Origin of the sequence: Pseudarthrobacter chlorophenolicus (assembly GCF_000962805.1) — a bacterium.
Lineage (GTDB): Bacteria > Actinomycetota > Actinomycetes > Actinomycetales > Micrococcaceae > Arthrobacter > Arthrobacter chlorophenolicus_A.
Map to the genome: position 1 here is coordinate 159,271 of NZ_JZTW01000007.1, position 18,326 is coordinate 177,596.

At 67.2% G+C, this 18,326-nt stretch carries 16 protein-coding genes and 2 tRNA genes; 12 read left to right on the forward strand and 6 right to left on the reverse strand.

Annotated features, from left to right (window positions below; all coding sequences use genetic code 11):
• Positions 1-114 precede the first annotated feature (114 nt).
• Together UC32_RS09380 and UC32_RS09385 are read left to right on the forward strand one after the other, a co-directional pair.
• Positions 115-1,500 carry a glycine--tRNA ligase gene (locus tag UC32_RS09380; protein ID WP_045730960.1) on the forward strand — a complete coding sequence of 462 codons (1,386 nt, stop codon included), beginning with the start codon at positions 115-117 and terminating at the stop codon, positions 1,498-1,500.
• Positions 1,501-1,502: 2 nt separating this feature from the next.
• Positions 1,503-2,555, forward strand: coding sequence for a GNAT family N-acetyltransferase (locus UC32_RS09385; RefSeq protein ID WP_045730961.1), 1,053 nt, complete (start codon positions 1,503-1,505; stop codon positions 2,553-2,555).
• 99 nt (positions 2,556-2,654) lie between these two features.
• On the opposite strand, the gene UC32_RS09390 is transcribed toward UC32_RS09385, so the two are convergent.
• Both UC32_RS09390 and UC32_RS09395 read right to left on the reverse strand, forming a co-directional pair.
• The gene (locus tag UC32_RS09390; RefSeq protein WP_045730962.1) at positions 2,655-3,479 is read right to left on the reverse strand and encodes a lysophospholipid acyltransferase family protein; all 825 of its coding nucleotides are present in this window, start codon (positions 3,477-3,479) and stop codon (positions 2,655-2,657) included.
• Between the two features lie 75 nt (positions 3,480-3,554).
• Positions 3,555-4,298 carry an alpha/beta hydrolase gene (locus tag UC32_RS09395; protein WP_045731019.1) on the reverse strand — a complete coding sequence of 248 codons (744 nt, stop codon included), beginning with the start codon at positions 4,296-4,298 and terminating at the stop codon, positions 3,555-3,557.
• A 98-nt stretch (positions 4,299-4,396) separates the two neighbouring features.
• On the opposite strand from UC32_RS09395, the gene UC32_RS09400 reads away from it, so the two are divergent.
• Positions 4,397-5,980: a YibE/F family protein gene (locus UC32_RS09400; RefSeq protein ID WP_235423628.1), complete on the forward strand. Its 1,584-nt coding sequence runs from the start codon at positions 4,397-4,399 to the stop codon at positions 5,978-5,980.
• 36 nt (positions 5,981-6,016) lie between these two features.
• Here UC32_RS09400 and UC32_RS09405 read toward each other — a convergent pair whose 3' ends face one another.
• The gene (locus tag UC32_RS09405; protein WP_045730964.1) at positions 6,017-7,234 is read right to left on the reverse strand and encodes a globin domain-containing protein; all 1,218 of its coding nucleotides are present in this window, start codon (positions 7,232-7,234) and stop codon (positions 6,017-6,019) included.
• A gap of 133 nt (positions 7,235-7,367) precedes the next feature.
• On the opposite strand from UC32_RS09405, the gene dusB reads away from it, so the two are divergent.
• The 4 genes from dusB to UC32_RS09425 all read left to right on the forward strand — a co-directional run bounded on the left by dusB (position 7,368) and on the right by UC32_RS09425 (position 12,003).
• Positions 7,368-8,546 carry a tRNA dihydrouridine synthase DusB gene (gene dusB, locus UC32_RS09410; RefSeq protein ID WP_045730965.1) on the forward strand — a complete coding sequence of 393 codons (1,179 nt, stop codon included), beginning with the start codon at positions 7,368-7,370 and terminating at the stop codon, positions 8,544-8,546.
• Positions 8,494-9,852, forward strand: a complete 1,359-nt coding sequence (locus UC32_RS09415; protein WP_412178020.1) for a deoxyguanosinetriphosphate triphosphohydrolase — start codon at positions 8,494-8,496, stop codon at positions 9,850-9,852. Before dusB ends, UC32_RS09415 begins: the two co-directional genes overlap by 53 nt.
• Positions 9,853-9,904: 52 nt before the next feature.
• Positions 9,905-11,839 (forward strand): DNA primase, encoded by a 1,935-nt coding sequence (dnaG, locus tag UC32_RS09420; protein ID WP_045730966.1) that lies wholly within the window; start codon positions 9,905-9,907, stop codon positions 11,837-11,839.
• Positions 11,840-11,930: 91 nt separating this feature from the next.
• Positions 11,931-12,003, forward strand: a tRNA-Asn gene (locus UC32_RS09425).
• 53 nt (positions 12,004-12,056) lie between these two features.
• Here UC32_RS09425 and UC32_RS09430 read toward each other — a convergent pair.
• The 3 genes from UC32_RS09430 to UC32_RS09440 all read right to left on the reverse strand — a co-directional run bounded on the left by UC32_RS09430 (position 12,057) and on the right by UC32_RS09440 (position 13,966).
• Positions 12,057-12,464 carry a hypothetical protein gene (locus tag UC32_RS09430; protein WP_045731021.1) on the reverse strand — a complete coding sequence of 136 codons (408 nt, stop codon included), beginning with the start codon at positions 12,462-12,464 and terminating at the stop codon, positions 12,057-12,059.
• An 89-nt stretch (positions 12,465-12,553) separates the two neighbouring features.
• A complete protein-coding gene (locus UC32_RS09435; RefSeq protein WP_045730967.1) occupies positions 12,554-12,733 on the reverse strand; it encodes a hypothetical protein in 180 nt (59 codons plus the stop codon).
• A gap of 12 nt (positions 12,734-12,745) precedes the next feature.
• Positions 12,746-13,966: a multidrug effflux MFS transporter gene (locus UC32_RS09440; protein WP_045730968.1), complete on the reverse strand. Its 1,221-nt coding sequence runs from the start codon at positions 13,964-13,966 to the stop codon at positions 12,746-12,748.
• A 178-nt stretch (positions 13,967-14,144) separates the two neighbouring features.
• Between UC32_RS09440 and UC32_RS09445 the strand changes: the two genes are divergently transcribed.
• The 5 genes from UC32_RS09445 to UC32_RS09465 all read left to right on the forward strand — a co-directional run bounded on the left by UC32_RS09445 (position 14,145) and on the right by UC32_RS09465 (position 18,124).
• Positions 14,145-14,999: a phage holin family protein gene (locus tag UC32_RS09445; RefSeq protein WP_045730969.1), complete on the forward strand. Its 855-nt coding sequence runs from the start codon at positions 14,145-14,147 to the stop codon at positions 14,997-14,999.
• Between the two features lie 143 nt (positions 15,000-15,142).
• Positions 15,143-15,766 carry a CDP-alcohol phosphatidyltransferase family protein gene (locus UC32_RS09450; RefSeq protein WP_045730970.1) on the forward strand — a complete coding sequence of 208 codons (624 nt, stop codon included), beginning with the start codon at positions 15,143-15,145 and terminating at the stop codon, positions 15,764-15,766.
• Complete coding sequence (locus UC32_RS09455) at positions 15,766-16,674, forward strand: DMT family transporter (protein ID WP_015936593.1); 909 nt, start codon at positions 15,766-15,768, stop codon at positions 16,672-16,674. Before UC32_RS09450 ends, UC32_RS09455 begins: the two co-directional genes overlap by 1 nt.
• Before the next feature lie 111 nt (positions 16,675-16,785).
• On the forward strand, positions 16,786-17,979 hold the full coding sequence (locus UC32_RS09460; RefSeq protein ID WP_045730971.1) for a glycosyltransferase: 1,194 nt from the start codon (positions 16,786-16,788) through the stop codon (positions 17,977-17,979).
• A 71-nt stretch (positions 17,980-18,050) separates the two neighbouring features.
• Positions 18,051-18,124, forward strand: a tRNA-Ile gene (locus UC32_RS09465).
• Positions 18,125-18,326 lie beyond the last annotated feature (202 nt).

Here is an 18,326-nt window from a genome sequence, read left to right on the forward strand (position 1 = left end):
GCATCCCTTCACCCGCCCCGCCAGGGCACCGGACGTGCTCAACGTCCGCTGCCGTGCGTGGCCTGAAACCCGCGGACCGCACCCAGCGGCCCTGTAGAAATTGGAGTTACCCCCATGGCAGCAAAATCCGTCCTCGACCAGGTCATTTCCCTCTCCAAGCGGAGGGGCTTCGTGTTCCAGGCCGGTGAGATCTACGGAGGTTCGCGTTCAGCCTGGGACTACGGGCCCCTCGGCGCCGAACTGAAGGAAAACATCAAGCGCCAGTGGTGGCAGTCCATGGTCCGCGGCCGCGAGGACGTGGTGGGCCTGGACTCCTCGGTCATCCTCCCCAAACAGGTCTGGGAAGCGTCCGGCCACGTGGAAGTCTTCTCCGACCCCCTGGTGGAGTGCCTGTCCTGCCACAAGCGGTACCGCGCCGACCACCTCGAGGAAGAGTACGAGGAAAAGAAGGGCCGCCCGGCGGAAAACGGCCTGAAGGACATCGCCTGCGCCAACTGCGGCACCCGCGGCGAATGGACCGAACCGCAGGAATTCTCCGGCCTGCTCAAGACCTACCTGGGCCCCGTGGCCAGCGAGGAAGGGCTGCACTACCTTCGCCCGGAAACCGCGCAGGGCATCTTCGTGAACTTCAACAACGTCCTCACCACCTCGCGGAAGAAGCCACCGTTCGGCATCGGCCAGATCGGCAAGTCCTTCCGCAACGAAATCACCCCGGGCAACTTCATCTTCCGCACCCGCGAGTTCGAACAGATGGAAATGGAGTTCTTCGTCGAGCCCGGAACTGACGAAGAGTGGCACCAGTACTGGATGAAGGAGCGCATGGCCTGGTACACCGGCCTGGGCATCCGTGAGGAGAACCTCCGGTTCTTCGAGCACCCGCAGGAAAAGCTCAGCCACTACTCCAAGGGCACCACGGACATCGAGTACCGCTTCGGGTTCCAGGGTTCCGAGTGGGGCGAACTGGAGGGCGTGGCCAACCGCACGGACTTCGACCTCTCCACGCACGCCAAGGCTTCCGGCACGGACCTGAGCTACTTCAACCAGGCCACCAACGAGCGCTACACCCCCTACGTCATCGAACCCGCCGCCGGCCTGACCCGCTCCTTCATGGCGTTCCTCATCGACGCCTACACCGAGGATGAGGCACCCAACGCCAAGGGCGGCGTCGACGTCCGCACCGTGCTCAAGCTGGACCCGCGCCTGGCCCCGGTCAAGGCCGCCGTGCTGCCGCTGAGCCGCAACGAGGCCCTGTCTCCGAAGGCCAAGGACCTCGGTGCCCAGCTCCGCAAGAACTGGAACATCGACTTCGACGACGCCGGTGCCATCGGCCGCCGCTACCGCCGCCAGGATGAGATCGGCACCCCGTTCTGCATCACCGTGGACTTCGACACCCTTGAGGACCAGGCCGTGACCATCCGCGAACGCGACACCATGAGCCAGGAGCGGGTCTCCTTGGACAAGGTGGAGGGCTACCTGGCCGCACGGCTGATCGGCGCCTAGCCATGGCCATCGAATACCGCGAATGGCGGGACGGTGACGATCTCGCACTCCTGGAGATCTGGGGCGGCCCGGAAACAGCGCAGGCCCGGCAGTTCCGCGGCGCCCTGGCGCCGTCCTCCAATGGGACCGGCGGCATGCCGTGGCGGCGCTGCATCGTTGCCGAGGACGTGATCGACGGCGTCGGCATCCCCGTGGCCGCCGGCGTCGTCTATGAAGCGGCGCTGCACCCCGAACGCCTGTGGAGCTACATCGAGGTGGCCCGGGACCACCGGCGCGCCGGCATCGGTGCCACGCTCCTGGCCATGCTGCGCCGCGAAGCCGCCAATGCGCCGTCGGGCGTGGCCAAGCTCCGAGCCAAGGTGGAGCCCGGCACCCCGGGGGCCGCCTTCGCCTCCGCAGCCGGCCTCGCGCCCATCCAGCGCTCACGCCTGGTGGTTGTGCAGCCGGGCGCCCTGAAGCTGCCGGTCTTCCCGGACACGGATCATGGCGGCCGGCCGGTCAGCGGTGAGAACGCCGGCTCCGACGTGGTGATGGACCTGGCCACCGGATCGGTCGAACTGACCGACGTGGTGGGCCGGTACTACACCGCCATCCACAGCTGGGATTCGCCCGGAGTGCTGTCCGTTGGCCAGGTGCAGAAGCTGTTCCTGGACGAACTCACCGGAGCCCACGGCGCCATCGTCCTACGGGCCCAGCCCGAATCGGCGTTCGGCCAGGGTGTTGCCCCCAGCAAGAAGGGCCGCATCCGGGCATTCGCCGTCAGCTACGCCGCCCCGGCAACCCCGGAAGCGCCGGACGCCGGTGAGGGCCCCGGGGGCCAGGACGCTGCCGCGCCGGGAGCACCCACGGACGTGTTCGTCGGCCACGATCCGGCCTTGGCGGCCGATGATGCTGCCGAAGCCGTCCGGGACATGCTGTCCCTCATCGCGTACCAGCACCCGGTCATGCTGGAGCTCGACGATTCGATGTCAGCCCTGCGCGCCGCCGTCGAACCCCTGTTGGAGAACGGGAAGGCCCGGCTGGCCGCGGCGGAGACCCTGGTGGTCTCCGAGTAGGGAGTACCGGCCCGCAGCCCAACGTGATGGCGCCGGTTGCCGTTCTGCCCAGTCAGAACGGCAACCGGCGCCAGGTGCTTAAGGCGACAGCTGCAGCGGTTACTTCCTGCGGGGACCACGACGCCGGCCGCGGGCTTCGTCGTCGCTGTCCAGGATTTCCCGCTCGGCGTTGGTGGGTGCGCCGCCGCCCAGCTGCGCCGGCATCCACCATGCGCGGGGCTCCGGCTGCAGCGGAAAGTCGGCAATGCACCGCTCGATCCCGTCCTGGAGTGTGTCCCGCAGGGACGCCGTGGCTGCCTCGGCGTCCACATCCGGCGCGTAGGTCAACGCAGTGCCCACGTGGATCCGCACCGGTGCGTGCCAGGCCCGGCGCGGGGAGAATCCATGGCCGCGGGTCAACAGGCGGTGCGCACCCCAGACGGACACGGGAATCACCGGCACTCCGGCTTCGGCAGCCATCCTGACCGCGCCGGTCCTGCAGCCGCGCACCGTGAAGCTGCGGCTCACGCCCGCTTCCGGAAAGACGGCCAGGTACTCGCCGGCGCGCAGCTTCGCGACGGCCTCATCGTAGGCGCCGGTCCGGGCCGTGTAGCCCACCACCACGTGGCCGCTGGCGCTGACCGCCGGGCCCGCGAACCAGTGGTCGGCCGCACCCTGGTGGATCAGGAAGCGCAGCTGCGCCCGTGCGTGCTTCCAGAGCAGCAGTTCGGTGACCGCGAAGTCCAGGTATCCGAAGTGCGTCACGGCAAAGACCGCTCCGGTGCCGGGGACCACTGTGCGGGACACCCCGCTCCCCGGCCCCGCCGGAGGCAGGTGCCCGGTTCCGGTACTGATGACCCTGATCCGGAAAGCCCACCGGAGGAATAGCCCGGTGCGCACGATTAACCGGTAGAAACGGTCATTGGGCGCCGGTCGCCAGGGCATGGCTGCCTCCTTCCACGGGGCGTACAACGGATGGCAGGGAGGGCGCGTGCTCCGGCACCCTGACGTCGCTGCGGATCACAGGGTGACGTGCACTGACCCTTCGGGCAGCAGTTGGCCGAAGGCGCGGGCCGGCCGCACCGGAGCGCCGGTGCTTTCGGCAAATGCCCGGATAACGAATCCGGTGGCCAGGATGTGCCAGATCCTGACCTTGCGAAGCATGAAGTGGCCAACTCCCTTGAGTGAGACGTACTGCATGCTGGCTGCTTCTGCGGTGGCGCGGCGCGCGAACGCCAATGACTGCCGCGGGCTGGTCATGTGGTCAGTGGTCCCGTGCACGATCAGGACCTTACGGCCGGCAACCCGCTCGGCCGGCGCTTCCGGGCTCAGCCACGGGGCCAACGCCACTACTGCCGCCACCTGCGGGTGGTCCGCGGCGCAGACGGCTGTGAGTCCGCCCATGGAGTGCCCCACCAGGAAGACGGGAACCCCCGGGTGGCTTTCCTCGATTTGCTGCAGCGCCCACTTCGCATCCTGCAGGGGCGACATGTCGTTGCCGTTCCATCCGCGGACGCTGTTGCGGAGGGACCAGACGGCCAACCCGTGCTTCCGGCCCGCGCGGTGCAGGTGCCGGGCGAAGGGAACCATCCTGGCGGGACTCAGGTGGCGGGCCTCCACGGGTTCCCGGCTGCGGGCCTTGCCACCGTGCAGCACCAAAGCCACCGCCTTTGTTGGTCCGGACGCCTCGAGGACGCTCAGTACAGGCCGGTGCAGGGGAACGACTGGCCGCTGCCCGGTCTGCACCCCGCCGTTATCCTTCATGCCACGGTTGCCCACGCCGGTACCTCCAAGTCCGAATGGTCCATTTATCAACCCTATGGTGCCCCACGTAGAGTTCAACGTATGAGGTTCAACTGCTGATGGGCGCAGGACACTCCCACGCTTCCACAGACCATTCGGAGCCGACGGTCCAGGCGATGGCTGCCCGCAGGAAAGCCAACCGTATCCTCGCCGCCATCCTGATTCCCATCACCCTGCTCACCCTCGCCGGGATGGCCATGCTGTGGCCCTCCGGAAGCAAGGAGGGCATCTCGCTGGCCAACCCCTACTCCACGGCACCCGGGGTGACTTTCGATACCGGGACCATCAAGAACGTGGCCACGGAAAACTGCATGCAGGGCGTAGCCACCCAGGAGCAGGGGCAGGGCGGCCGGCCCCAGCAGGGATCGGGCCAGCAGCCCCAGGGGTCCAACTGCACGTTCGCGTTCACCGAACCGGACCTGGGCGGCAGCCCCGTCAAGGTGGTCATCAACCCGGACGTTGCCACCTCGCACGGGGTGAAGCCCGGCGACCGGATCCGCTACCTCAATCTCTCCAACGCCCAAGGGGCGGCCTCAACGCAGGGCTCGCCGGCCTACATCTTTGTGGACTTCGTCCGGACCCTCCCCATCGTCCTGCTGGCCATCCTGTACGCCTTCGTGGTCATCGCCGTCGCCCGCTGGCGTGGCCTCCGCGCCCTCATTGGCCTGGTGGGTGCCTACTTCGTGCTGGCCAGCTTCATGCTGCCGGGGCTGGTGGAGGGCAAACCGCCGCTGCTGCTGGCCCTGGTGGGATCCACTGTGATCATGATCGGGGTGCTCTACTTCGCCCACGGCTTCTCCGCCCGGACCTCCACCGCGTTGCTCGGGACGATGTTCGGGCTGGCGATCACCGCCCTCCTGGCGTGGTGGGCAACGAGCGCCGCCAACCTCGCCGGGGTAGGCAACCACGACGCCACCACCCTGATCAACACCTCAGCGAACATCTCCATTTCGGGGGTGATCCTGTGCGGGCTGATCATCTCCGGGCTGGGTGTCCTCAACGATGTGACCATCACCCAGTCCTCAGCAGTGTGGGAACTCTACGAGCTGGCGCCCAACAGCAGCGCACGCAAACTGTTTACGTCGGCCATGCGGATCGGCCGCGACCACATTGCCTCCACGGTTTACACCATCGCGTTCGCCTACGCCGGAGCGGCCCTGCCCATCCTCATCATCGTCATGCTGTACGACCGGCCGCTGGGGGAGACCCTCACCAGCGCCGAACTCTCCGAGGAAGTCATCCGTACCCTCGTCGGATCGATCGGCCTGGTGCTGGCCATCCCGGTGACCACCCTCATCGCCGTGCTGGTGGTCAAGGCCACCGGCATCCGGCAGGAAACTCCCGCCGTCGCTACCACTGCGCGCGCCAACGCTGAACCGGGCACGCCGCGGACTGCGCCGTCCGGATTCCGCCGGCGTGCAGCAACGGAATGGGCGGACGACGGCGGGGGGTCGCCTTCGGACGGAGTCGAGGACACGGGCGCGCTCGCCGCAGCGGCCCTCGAGGCACGGTCCCGCAGGGGTGCGGAACACCCTGGCGGCACCGCGGAAAGCGGCGGAGACGCAGACGGCCCTGACAGCTCTGACGGCTCCGGCGATGGCACCTTTCCCACCCGCAGGGGCCGCAGGGCCGGCCGCGGCTGACTGCCCCTGCTGGCAGTCGTCCTACTGGTAGTCGTCCTACTGGTAGTCGGCAAGCCAGAGGTCCGGGCCGAACACTTCGTACTGGATGTCCCTGGCCGGTACGCCCAGGCCCACCAGGGCGCTGCGCACCGACTGCATGAAGGCCACCGGGCCGCACAGGTAGTATTCGGCGTCGGACGGCAGTTCCACGTCGCGGACGTTCATGAAACCCGTGTGCACGTTGGCATCGGCCCCGGCACCGGCCCCGTTCAGGAACCAGGCATTGAGGGACGCGCCCGGAAGTGCGGCGATGTCCGCCGTGACTTGGTTCCGCAGCGCGAAGGACTCTGGGGAGTCGTCCGCATGGAGGAACGCCACCGTCCGCTGCGAGCCGGCCTTCACCAGGTGGGACAGCATCCCTGCCATGGGGGTGATGCCGATGCCGGCGCTCGCCAGCACCACCGGCCGGTCCGTGTATTCCAGGACTACATCGCCAAACGGGGCCGAGAGGGTCACCTCGTCGCCCACGTTGACGGAGTCGTGCAGGAGGGTGGACATCTCGCCATCCGGTATCCCGGCTGCTGTGCCGTCGCCGCGGACACGTTTGACCGCGAACCGCCGGTGCTGGCCGTCGTCGGCCTGGGTGAGGCTGTACTGGCGGGGCTGGAGGATGCCGTCGGGCATCTGCATCCGGATCGTCACGTACTGGCCGGGCAGCGAGGGTTTGACCTCACGTTCGTCGATGCGCTCAACGACGAAACTGACAACATCATCGGTCTCCTGGATTTTTTCGGCCACCCGCCAGGTGCGCCAGATGGTCTCCGGGCCCAGGCGGACCGCGTCATAGAGCCCGCGCTCCTTGTTGATGAGCATGTTGGCCATCAGCCAGTACACCTCGTCCCAGGCTGCCGCCACCTCAGGCGTGACGGCGTCGCCCAGGACATCCACGATGGCCCACATCAGGTTGTCGTGGACCACCTGGTACTGGTCAGGGGCCAGCCCCAGGGAGACGTGCTTGTGCGAGATTCGGGACAGCAAATGGTCCGGCAGGTGCGTGGGATCATTCACCAGGAACCCTGCGAAGGCGGCCACGGAGCCGGCCAGTGCCTGCTGCTGCCGCCCGTCCGCCTGGTTGCCGCGGTTGAACAAGCCGTCCAGCAGTTCCGGATGCTCCTGGAACATGTGGGTGTAAAAGCGTGACGCGATCTCCCGGATGTTCTCTCCGACGACGGGCAGCGTCGCCCTGACCACCGGCAGTGACGTGTCTGAGAGCATCGTTAATCCTCCTGATCAGCCAGGCCCGGGAGGACCCGTTCGGGGCCACGTTAACACCGGGTCCCGGCCGGCAACAGGACCGATCGGCACTGGTGCCGGCACCCGATTTGGCCGGATTTGCAACAATGGAACAGTGACTGTTGCAGCAACCCCACCCACCGCCCGGCTGGAACTCCCGCCCTTGAAGCTGGGTCCCCTCACCGTGGACACGCCGGTAATCCTGGCTCCCATGGCAGGGATCACCAATTCCGCTTTCCGTCGTTTGTGCCGTGAATACGGCGGCGGCATGTACGTGGCGGAAATGGTCACGTCCCGCGCGCTGGTGGAGCGGACCCCCGAGTCCCTCCGGATCATTTCGCACGACGACGACGAGAAAGTCCGCTCCGTCCAGCTCTACGGGGTGGATCCCGGCACAGTGGGCGCGGCCGTCCGGATGCTGGTGGAAGAAGATCGCGCGGACCACATCGACCTGAACTTCGGCTGCCCCGTACCCAAGGTGACCCGCCGCGGCGGCGGTTCCGCCCTGCCGTGGAAGATTGACCTCTTCACCTCCATCGTGCAGACCGCCGTCAGGGAAGCCTCCAAGGGCAACGTTCCGCTGACCATCAAGATGCGCAAGGGCATCGACGATGACCACCTCACGTACCTCGACGCCGGCCGGATCGCCCGCGATTCCGGTGTCGCCGCCGTCGCGCTCCACGGCCGCACCGCGGCGCAGTTTTACTCCGGCCAGGCGGACTGGTCGGCCATCGGCCGCCTCCGCGAGGCCCTGCCGGACATCCCGGTGCTGGGGAACGGCGACATCTGGTCCGCCGAAGACGCTGTCCGCATGGTCCGCGAAACCGGCGTGGACGGCGTGGTGGTGGGCCGCGGCTGCCAGGGCCGGCCGTGGCTCTTCGGCGACCTCCAGGCAGCGTTCGAAGGCAGCGACATCCGCCACCGGCCCAACCTCCGCCAGGTGGCAGAGGGCGTCTACCGGCACGCCGAACTGATGGTGGAAACCTTTGGTGACGAGGGGAAAGCGCTGCGGGAAATCCGCAAGCACATCGCCTGGTACTTCAAGGGCTACGTGGTAGGCGGCGAACTCCGCACCCGGCTGGCCCTGGTGACCAGCCTGGAGATCCTCCGCGACACCCTCGCCGAGCTGGACCTGGATTCGCCGTACCCCGGCGGCGACGCGGAAGGCCCGCGCGGACGTGCCGGGTCACCCAAACGGCCCGCGCTGCCCAAGGACTGGCTGGATTCGCGGGCGCTGAACGATGCACAGTCGCGGGACATCGCCGCGGCCGAACTGGACGTTTCCGGTGGCTGAGGTTCCCGTAGCCGAATCTCCGGCCAGCCTGGCCGTGGCCGGAGCGGCCTCCGGTTTTGGCAGCCGGGACTCCGCCCGCTGGGTGGAGGAGCCGCCCAAGAGCACCTACCGCTCGGACTTTGAGCGGGACCGGGCCAGGGTGCTGCACTCGTCGGCCCTGCGCCGGCTGGGGGCGAAGACCCAGGTGGTGGCGCCGGACACGGACGACTTCGTCCGGACCCGCCTCACCCACAGCCTCGAGGTGGCCCAGGTGGGCCGCGAACTGGGCCGCGCGCTGGGCTGCGACCCGGACGTCGTTGACACCGCCTGCCTCAGCCACGACCTCGGGCACCCGCCGTTCGGGCACAACGGCGAATCGGCCCTGAACGAGGTGGCACACGCCATCGGAGGGTTCGAAGGCAACGCCCAGACTCTCCGGCTCCTCACCCGGCTCGAACCCAAGGTGCTCACCGCCGGCGGCCATCCCGCCGGACTGAACCTCACCCGCGCCAGCCTGGACGCGGCGTCGAAATATCCCTGGTCCGCCCTCGAGGCACCGGTGATCCACGGCCGGCGCACCAGCAAGTTCGGTGCCTACGAGGATGACCTCCCCATCTTCAACTGGATCCGGGAGGGTGCGCCCGAGCGGCGCTCCTGCCTGGAAGCCCAGGTGATGGACCTGGCCGACGACATCTCCTACTCCGTGCACGACGTGGAGGACGCCATTGTTGCCGGGCACTTCCAACTGCGGTGGATGGACAACCCGGACCACCGCGCCCGCGTGGTGGGCTACGCCAAGCAGTGGTACCTGCCGCGCAACGACCCCGCCGCCATCGACGCCGCACTGGCCCGGCTCGAGGCCACCGACGTGTGGGTGCGGGAAGCGGACGGCAGCCGCAAGTCCATGGCCGCCCTGAAAAACATGACCAGCCAGCTCATCGGCCGGTTCTGCCAGAGCGCCCTCGAAACGACGCGCTCGGTGTATGGTCCGGGCCGGCTCACGCGCTATGGAGCCGAACTCATGGTTCCGGACGAGACGGTCATGGAGATCGCCGTCATGAAGGGCATGGCCACCACGTTCGTCATGACCACCGAGCACCGGCAACCCATCTATGAACGCCAGCGCGAGGTCCTGCACGCCCTGGTCACCGCCCTGAGCGCCACCGGAGACCGGCACCTGGAGCCGATGTTCGCCGCCGACTGGCGCGATGCCGGGGACGACGGTGCCCGGCTGCGCGTGGTGATCGACCAGGTGGCCTCACTGACCGACGGATCCGCCCTGGCCATGTACGAGCGCCTGGTGGGGAGCCTGCCCTCGCTGTGGTGAGCGGAATGACACGAGGGGCAGGGCTGTCTGTCCACGGGACTAGGATTACTCTGTGGCTGGCCTGATCAAACGTGAAGATATCGACGAAGTACGCCAGCGCACGGACATCAAGGAAGTGGTGGACGGCTACGTCACCCTCAAGGGTGCCGGGCTGGGGACCTTCAAAGGACTGTGCCCCTTCCACGACGAGCGCTCGCCGTCGTTCACCGTCCGCCCGCAGGTGGGCCGGTACCACTGCTTCGGCTGCGGCGAGGACGGCGACGTCATCGCCTTCGTGCAGAAGCAGGACCACAGTTCCTTCCACGAAGCAGTGGAAAAACTCGCCGCCCGCATCGGCTACGAGCTGCGCTATGAGGACGGCGGCACCGGGCCCAGCCGCGAGGAAGTGGGGCGGCGCCAGCGGCTGCTGGACGCCCACAAGATTGCCGATGAATTCTTCCGGGCCCAGCTGCTGACCCCCGGTGCCGGCGAGGCGCGGAACTTCCTCTTCGGCCGCGGATTCGACCGCGCTGCCGCCGAGCACTTTGGCTGCGGTTACGCGCCGCAGGGTTGGGACGCGCTGCTCAAGCACCTGCGCGGCCGCGGCTTTACTGATGCCGAGCTGAAGCTTACGGGCATGTTTTCTGAAGGGAACCGCGGGATCTACGACCGGTTCCGGGGACGCCTCATCTGGCCCATCAAGGACATCGCCGGCGACACCATCGGCTTCGGTGCCCGCAAGCTCTATGAGGACGACCAGGGCCCCAAATACCTGAACACGCCCGAAACCACGCTCTACAAGAAGTCCCAGGTCCTCTACGGCATCGACCTCGCCAAGAAAAGCATCGCCAAGGAGCGCCAGCTGGTGGTGGTGGAGGGCTACACGGACGTGATGGCCTGCCACCTCGCAGGAATTACGACGGCGGTGGCCACCTGCGGCACGGCGTTCGGCACCGAGCACATCAAGATCGCCCGGCGCCTGCTCTCCGACGACGGCACCGGGGGAGAGGTGGTCTTCTGCTTCGACGGCGACGCCGCCGGCCAGAAGGCGGCCCTGCGTGCCTTCGAGGAGGACCAGCGGTTCACTGCGCAGACCTACGTGGCCGTGGAACCCACCGGCGCCGATCCCTGCGACCTTCGCCAGAGCCGCGGGGACGCAGCCGTCCAGGCCCTGATCAGCAGCCGCCGGCCGCTCTTCGAGTTCGCCATCCGGGCGTCGCTGAAGCGCCACAACCTGGACACTGTGGAGGGCCGCGTCGCAGCGCTGAGGGAAGCTGCTCCCGTGGTGGGGCAGATCCGCGACGCCGGCATCAGGCCCGCCTACGCCCGCGAACTGGCGGGATGGCTGGGCATGTCCGTCGAAGAGGCCAACCGGGCCGTGGCTGTCGCCATGAAGCGTGGGGCTGCGGGCCCGCAGGCGGGTGCAGGGGCCGCCGCGGCACAGCAGGGCGGCCAGGCTGCCGGACGGCCCGCGGAAGCCGGCGGGCCCGGCGTTGCTGCCGGACCGGCGTCGGGCGCCGTCCCGTCGTATCACCGCCCGGACCCGAGGGACCCGGTGGCCTCCATGGAGCGCCAGGCGCTGGAGGTGGCGCTGCAGGAGCCGGCGCTGCTCTCCGGCGCCGTCTGGGACCGCTTCTCCGCCGCACGGTTTGCCACCCCGGCCTTCCAGGCCGTCCATGACGCCATGCGCGCCACAGGCCCCGGCATGGTGGCTGAACCTGCGCGCTGGGTGGAGCACGTGATGCACGAGGTCCCGGAGCCGCTGCGGCCGCTGGTGTCCGAGCTGGCGGTAGTGCCGCTGCCGGCGAGCACGGAGGAAGGTGTGCAGAAGTACTGCCGGGACATCCTGTCCCGGCTGTTCGAGCTGCAGATCACCCGGGTCAAGGCGGACAAGATGGGCCAGCTCCAGCGGCTCGATCCGGCTGCAGACCTTGAGGCGTTCCAGCGGCTCAACCGTGAGCTGATGATGCTCGAGATGGAACGCAGGTCCCTGCGGTCCGATGCCTGACCCGATGCCGTGCTGATGCAGTCCTGATGCAGGTTCAATGCGTCGATTTCGCTTCCAGCCCGGGTGTTTGCTAGGCTAATACCCGCTTCATTCCTCCTTAGCTCAATTGGCAGAGCATTCGACTGTTAATCGAAGGGTTGCTGGTTCAAGTCCAGCAGGAGGAGCTTGCACGGAAAAGCCCCCGTCCTCCAATGGAGGACGGGGGCTTTTTGCTTCCCTACACAAAGTCCATTTCAACCTGCAGGAACCTCTCCGCCTCAGCTATCGCAGCCAGGAACGCTTCCTGCTCGGTGGGGGACTTGCGGGGCTGCCGGGGGCTCCATTCATGCGGGGCCGAGTGGATCCGCACGAAGCCTGTATCCGGCGGTGCATAGAAGATGCCGAAACGCTGCACGGGCCACTCCGGGGAGGTTTCCGGGGCCACCAGCAGCGCGGCTTTGAACGCGGGATTGAACCATTGGGCGATCGGCCTGCGGCGGTCCTCGGTGAAGAGCCCGGCGGCGTACAGGGCGGCCGACTGCTCGCCCATCTGCGCGCACGCCCGGTCCCACCACAGGGGCAGGATCCGGGCATCGCATCGCTGCCATGTGGCCGGTAGCTGGGGTCGATCCTGCCAACTGGGCACGGACACATTTTATCTCGCAGCCAATTGGCCCGGTACAGCCACGCGGCTGCTGGCTCCGGCAATTGCTGCGGATGCCGTTCAAATCGGATTCAGCGCCGGTTCCGGCCTCCCGGATTGACCCGGTACAGCAGCGCCGCGCCAACCAGCGAGCCAAGAATGATTCCCATCGCCGGGTTTCCGGCGGCGCGGCCCGCGAAGTAACCCGCGACGGCGCCCAGCACCGCCCCGAGGAAGAGTCCCCGTCCGTTCCGGGGCGGCCGGTGTTTCATGCCCCCATCATGTCAGCTGATGGCCGGGACCGTGCGGGGACGGACCACCAGCCACAGGGCTGCCATGGCCAGCAGGATGCAGACGGCCTGGACTCCTCCCATGCTGGTGCTGGTGATGCCCAGCCACCCCACCACGGGGGAGATGAGCCCGGCCATCATGAAGGTAGCGGCGCCCAGCAGGGAAGCGGCGGTTCCTGCCTGGGAGGCGTGGTTTGCCAGCGCCAGGACCTGCACGCACGGGAACATGAACCCGGTCCCCAGGATGTAGAACCACAGCGGCACCATCACGCCCCACAGGCCGAAGCCCAGGAGGTCGAAGACCACAATCAGGAGGGCCATCAGGAACATCCAGGCCGTCGCTGCAGCGAGGATCCACTGCGGCGGTACCCGCCTGATCAGCCGTGAACTGGTCTGTACGCCGGCCACGATGCCCAGCGAATTGATGCCGAAGAGCAGGCCGTACTCCTGGGCTGAGAAGCCGAACACCCCCTGGAACAGGAACGGCGAGGCCGAGAGGTAGGTGAAGAGTCCGCCGAAGTTCAGGCCCGCCACCATCAGCAGGCCCACGAAGATCCGGTCGCTGAACAGGACCCGGTAGCGCTGCCGGGCCGTCATGCCGCTTTGCCCCCTCTTTTCCGGCGGGAGCGTTTCACGGACCAGGACCAGCGCTGCCACGATCACCAGGGTGCCGTAGGAGGCCAGGAAGACGAAGATCCCTGGCCAGGGCATTACCAGCAGCAGTTGCGATCCGATCACCGGTGCCAGGATGGGCGCCAGGCCGTTGACCAGTGCCATCCTGGAAAACATCTTCACCATGGCGTAGCCGGAAAACAGGTCGCGGACCATCGCCATCGCCACCACGCCGCCGCCCGCAGCGCCCACACCCATGAGCACGCGGAAGATCCCCAGGGTGGTGATGTCCGTGGACAGCGCCGCACCGATCGACGCTGCGATGTGCAGCGCCGTGGCCATGATCAGGGGGTTCCGTCGGCCAAACTTGTCACTGAACGGACCCACTACCAGCTGGCCGAACGCAAAGCCCAGGGTGGTCCCTGCCAGGGTGAGCTGCACCTGCGCCTCGGTAACCCCAAGGCTGGCCTCCAGGGCGGGGAAGGCCGGCAGGTAGAGGTCGATCGTGAAAGGCCCCAGGGCGGTCAGGGCACCGAGGAGGAAAATGTACAAAAGTCTGCGGCGGGGGCTGAGCAGGTCGCCCGGATTGGAAGCAGTGGTCACGGATGTCCATCCTAGGCCCGGCACCCCACGATTTGCAGCGTTGTAGTCAGTGCCGCCCGGCAAGCCCCGAAGTTCCCCCTGAACCTGAATGGTAGTTTTGTGGCGGGGACTGTGCCTGTGCACATTTCCCGGGACACACGATGCCGGATCGAGCACACAAACCAGTTAGGCGGAACCGATGAGCGGACGTCACAGCGGGCAGACCAGACCCGGATTGCGCATTACTGCGCTGCCCGGAACGGTCAAGCTCCTTGCCAGGTTGGCGCCCCGCCAGATCAATGACGAGATTGCGTTCGCCAAGATCGAACTTAAGCGCAAAGGCACCCAGGTGGGCGTCGCGGCCGCCTTCTTCGCCGTTGCCCTCGTCTTCCTGGCGTTCCTGGTGGTCGGACTGATCGTTGCAGCCATCATGGGCCTGGCCACCATCATGCCCGCCTGGCTTGCGGCCCTGCTGGTCTCCGCCGCGTTCCTGCTGATCGCCCTGGTCGGCGGCCTCATCGGCCTGTCAAGGTTCAAGAAGGCCATGCCCCTGCTGCCGGAAGAAACCATCCGCGGAATCAAGCACGATATCGGCGTGGCCAAGGAAGGCTCGGCCTTCAACCCCGCCGTGCTGGACCCGGCAAGCCCCGAGGCCAAGGCCGCGAAGGCTGCCAAGGAAGAAGCCGCGGCCAAGGCAAAGGCTGAGAAGGCTGCCAAGGCCGCCGAGCACGACAAGGAATTCCCGCACGCTTCGGAGCCGGAACTGTCGCGGCGCCTGAGCCAGCGCCGCCAGCACCTCACCGAGGTCCGCGACAACCTGGGAACGGAACTGGACGTCAAGACCCAGGGGAGGTACCTGCTCGCGGTTGCCCAGGACAAGGCCCGGCAAGGGCAGGCGCTGGCTGGACGCGGCAAGGACGCAGCAGCCCACAAGCTCGCTGGCCTGTCCGAATCCTCCGGCGGACTGCAGGACCGGTGGAAGCCGCTGGCCGCATTGGGCGCCGCCGGAACTGTCCTGGTGGTCCTGCTGCGGAAGCTGATCCGCACCTACTAGGACCAACCGGCCGGGCAGGAGCGCCCGGGCCAGCAGCTTAATCGACATTCCAGGCCACGTGGTGGCGGGCGGCACAGCTACCGCCGGCAGGCCACTGTCCGGCAGGACCACGCCGCAGGGCGGCAACAGGAAGGGGGGGACAGGTGAAGTTCATTGGCGCCGGTTCCCGTCCGGACCGCCCCCAGGTTGACCACGACATCGTGTTCACCATCCCCAATCTGCTCACCGTGGTGCGGTTCATGGGGGTTCCGCTCTTCATCTGGCTTGTGCTGGCGCAAAAGGAATACGGCGCCGGTGTTGTGGTCCTGGCAGTCATGGCGTGCACCGACTGGGTGGACGGCTATGTTGCCCGACGGTTCGACCAGGCTTCCCGGCTCGGCCGGGTCCTGGACCCCATCGCGGACCGGCTGGCGCTCCTGGCCGTAGCCGTCACCCTGGTGATTGCCGGCGTCGTGCATTGGCTCTACCTTGCCGCGCTGGTCATTCCGGACGCAGTCCTGCTCGCGCTGACGCTCTCGCTCTTCCGCGGCCACCCGGACCTCCCCGTCAGCGCGGTGGGCAAGGTGCGCACCGGGCTGCTGCTCCTTGGGACCCCCATGCTGGTTCTTTCCAGGCTGGACACCGGCTTCTCCGACGCACTCTTCATCGCGGCGTGGATCGTGCTGGGCCTGGGCCTGGTGGGCCACTGGATCGCCGCCTACAACTATGTCTGGGCCATGCTGCGCAAGGGCAGGGCCCGGACAACGCCCGACGGCGGGGCCTCCTGATGGTATGGATAGCCGTCCTCCTCGCCGTGCTGGGAGCGTTCTGCCTCGCCCTGGGAGCCCAGCGCCAAGGCAGCGCCGTGAAGGCAGATACCGGGGGACTCGCCCTGAGCTCGAACGGATTCCTGCGCCTGCTGCGCAATCCCCGCTGGGTGTTCGGGCTGCTGCTGCTGTGCGCCGGAATGGCCATGAATGCGGTGGCCCTGGTATCCGCACCGCTGACCGTGATCCAGCCGATCGGCGCGATCGCCCTGGTGATCACCACCATCGTGAACGCGCGGGACCAGGACCTCACCATCAACCGCGCCACGGTGGTCGCCATTACCGCCTGCGTGACGGGGTCGGCGCTCTTCGTCCTCCTTGCGGTCAACGTCACCCAGGAGAACCACCACGTCAGCCCCGAGGACGAACTGACCATCGTGCTGCTCCTCGCCCTTGCGGTCGGCCTCTTCGGGACCCTGGCAGTCATGTTCCGGCACCGGATGAACGCCTTCATCTACATCCTTGGCGCCGGTGTCCTGTTCGGCTTCGTCGCGGTGCTGACCCGCATCATCGGCAAGCACCTGCTGGACCCCAACGGACTGTTCCTGCTGAACGTGCAGTGGTACTCCGTGGTGGCGATCATCGCCGCGGGCGGCCTGGGGTCCTGGTTCGTGCAGAGCGCGTACTCCTCGGGTCCGCCGGACCTGGTGATCGCCGGCCTGACGGTCATCGATCCCATGGTGGGAATCGCCATCGGCATCGTCATCCTGGGTGAACTGCGCCCCGACGTCCACGCCGTCATGGCCATTGCCATGGGAACCGCCGCGCTCCTTGCTATCGTTGGGGTTATCGCCCTTTCGCGGCACCACCCCGAGGTCACCAAGCGCAAGAAGGACGCACGGAAGTCCCCGGGCAGGCCGTCCCACTAGCCCATCCGCCCACCAGCCATCCAGCCCATGAGGCCCAGCCGCGCCGACGCCGGCGGCCAACCGTGCAGCCAGCCACTACTGTCCGCACCGTGACCATCAGGAGCCCTCCACGTGACCACGCCAGCCGACCAGCCACTGACCATCCTGATCGCCGCGGACACCTACCCGCCCCACGTGAACGGCGCCGCCCAGTTCGGCTACCGCCTTGCCAAGGGCATGACCGGCAGGGGCCACAACGTCCATGTCCTGGCCTGCCGCGACGGCAAGGGCAAGAGCTACTCCGAGTTCCGCGACGAAGCGACCGTACACCGGCTCCGCTCGCACAGCGTGCCTACGCATGAGACGTTCCGGATCTGCCTCCCCTGGGAGATCAAGAAAGAAATCAGCCTGCTGTTCGACAGGGTCAAGCCTGATGTGGTGCACATCCAAAGCCACTACATGATTGGCGAGCACGTCCTCTACGAGGCCGTGAAGCGCGGCATCCGGATCGTGGCCACCAACCACTTCATGCCGGAAAACCTCAACCCCTTCCTGCCGTTCCCGCAGTGGTTCAAGGACATCGTGGGACGGATCTCATGGAAGGACATGGGCAAGGTCATGGGCCAGGCGGACGTGGTCACCACGCCCACTCCGCTGGCAGCCAAAGCAATGCATGAGCACGCATTCCTGCGCAAGGTGCTCCCGCTCTCCAACGGCATTGACTCCGCGGCCTACGAGCCGCAGCCCGGGGAAACCATTGAACCGCACGCCCACCCCACAGTGCTGTTCGCAGGCCGGCTGGCCGAGGAGAAGCACGTGGACGTGCTGATCAAGGCCATCGGCAAGACCCCGCCGGAACTGAACGTACACCTGGAAATTGTTGGCGGCGGCGAGGTGCGGCCGGCACTCGAAGAACTGGTGCAGCGCCTCGGACTGGGGAGCCGAGTGAAGTTTCTGGGCCTCGCCAGCGACGAGGACCTGCGGAGGGCCTACATCCAAGCCGACCTCTTCTGCATGCCGGGAACGGCCGAGCTGCAGTCGCTGGTGACGCTCGAGGCCATGTCCGCATCCACCCCGGTGGTCCTGGCAGACGCCATGGCACTGCCGCACCTGGTCCGGGACGGCCAGAACGGCTACCTGTTCACCCCCAATGACAGTGACGACCTCGCCAAGAAGATCACCCAGATCCTGGAGCTTCCGAAGGATCAGCAGGCCGCCATGGGCCAGGCCAGCCGCCAGATGGTGGAACCGCACAGCATCCAGGGCACCCTGCAGACCTTCGAGGACCTGTACCGCGGCGCGCGGTACGAGGACATGGTGGTCTGACAGCACTCCGGCATTTGCTAGAGTGTTCCTGCCCTGCCGCCGCGCCCCGCGCGGAAGGCCTGGGGCTTTTTGGGGCTATAGCTCAGCTGGTTAGAGCGCGGGACTCATAATCCTAAGGTCCTCGGTTCAAGTCCGAGTAGCCCTACTGTGCCGTGTGGAACGGCGGGCAGAAATGCGCAACCGCGGCCGACGATCAACGTCGGGCCGCGGTTCTTTTCTTTAAACCGGATTCGTGCGCCGGTCAGTAACCTGCTGCCTCCACCGGGAGGCCCTCGTCCGGGATCCGGCTTCCTTTCCTAACCACACGATCTGAGGTATGTTACTGACCAGTAACTTATGGCGTCCCT

What these genes read in the sequence shown, in the direction of transcription:
- UC32_RS09455 (WP_015936593.1), top strand. Translation starts at nt 15,766, where the DNA reads ATGGTATGGATAGCCGTCCTCCTCGCCGTGCTGGGAGCGTTCTGCCTC.
- UC32_RS09435 (WP_045730967.1), bottom strand. Translation starts at nt 12,733, where the DNA reads ATGAAACACCGGCCGCCCCGGAACGGACGGGGACTCTTCCTCGGGGCG.
- UC32_RS09400 (WP_235423628.1), top strand. Translation starts at nt 4,397, where the DNA reads ATGGGCGCAGGACACTCCCACGCTTCCACAGACCATTCGGAGCCGACG.
- UC32_RS09380 (WP_045730960.1), top strand. Translation starts at nt 115, where the DNA reads ATGGCAGCAAAATCCGTCCTCGACCAGGTCATTTCCCTCTCCAAGCGG.
- UC32_RS09395 (WP_045731019.1), bottom strand. Translation starts at nt 4,298, where the DNA reads ATGAAGGATAACGGCGGGGTGCAGACCGGGCAGCGGCCAGTCGTTCCC.
- UC32_RS09405 (WP_045730964.1), bottom strand. Translation starts at nt 7,234, where the DNA reads ATGCTCTCAGACACGTCACTGCCGGTGGTCAGGGCGACGCTGCCCGTC.
- UC32_RS09385 (WP_045730961.1), top strand. Translation starts at nt 1,503, where the DNA reads ATGGCCATCGAATACCGCGAATGGCGGGACGGTGACGATCTCGCACTC.
- UC32_RS09445 (WP_045730969.1), top strand. Translation starts at nt 14,145, where the DNA reads ATGAGCGGACGTCACAGCGGGCAGACCAGACCCGGATTGCGCATTACT.
- UC32_RS09415 (WP_412178020.1), top strand. Translation starts at nt 8,494, where the DNA reads ATGCACAGTCGCGGGACATCGCCGCGGCCGAACTGGACGTTTCCGGTG.
- UC32_RS09390 (WP_045730962.1), bottom strand. Translation starts at nt 3,479, where the DNA reads ATGCCCTGGCGACCGGCGCCCAATGACCGTTTCTACCGGTTAATCGTG.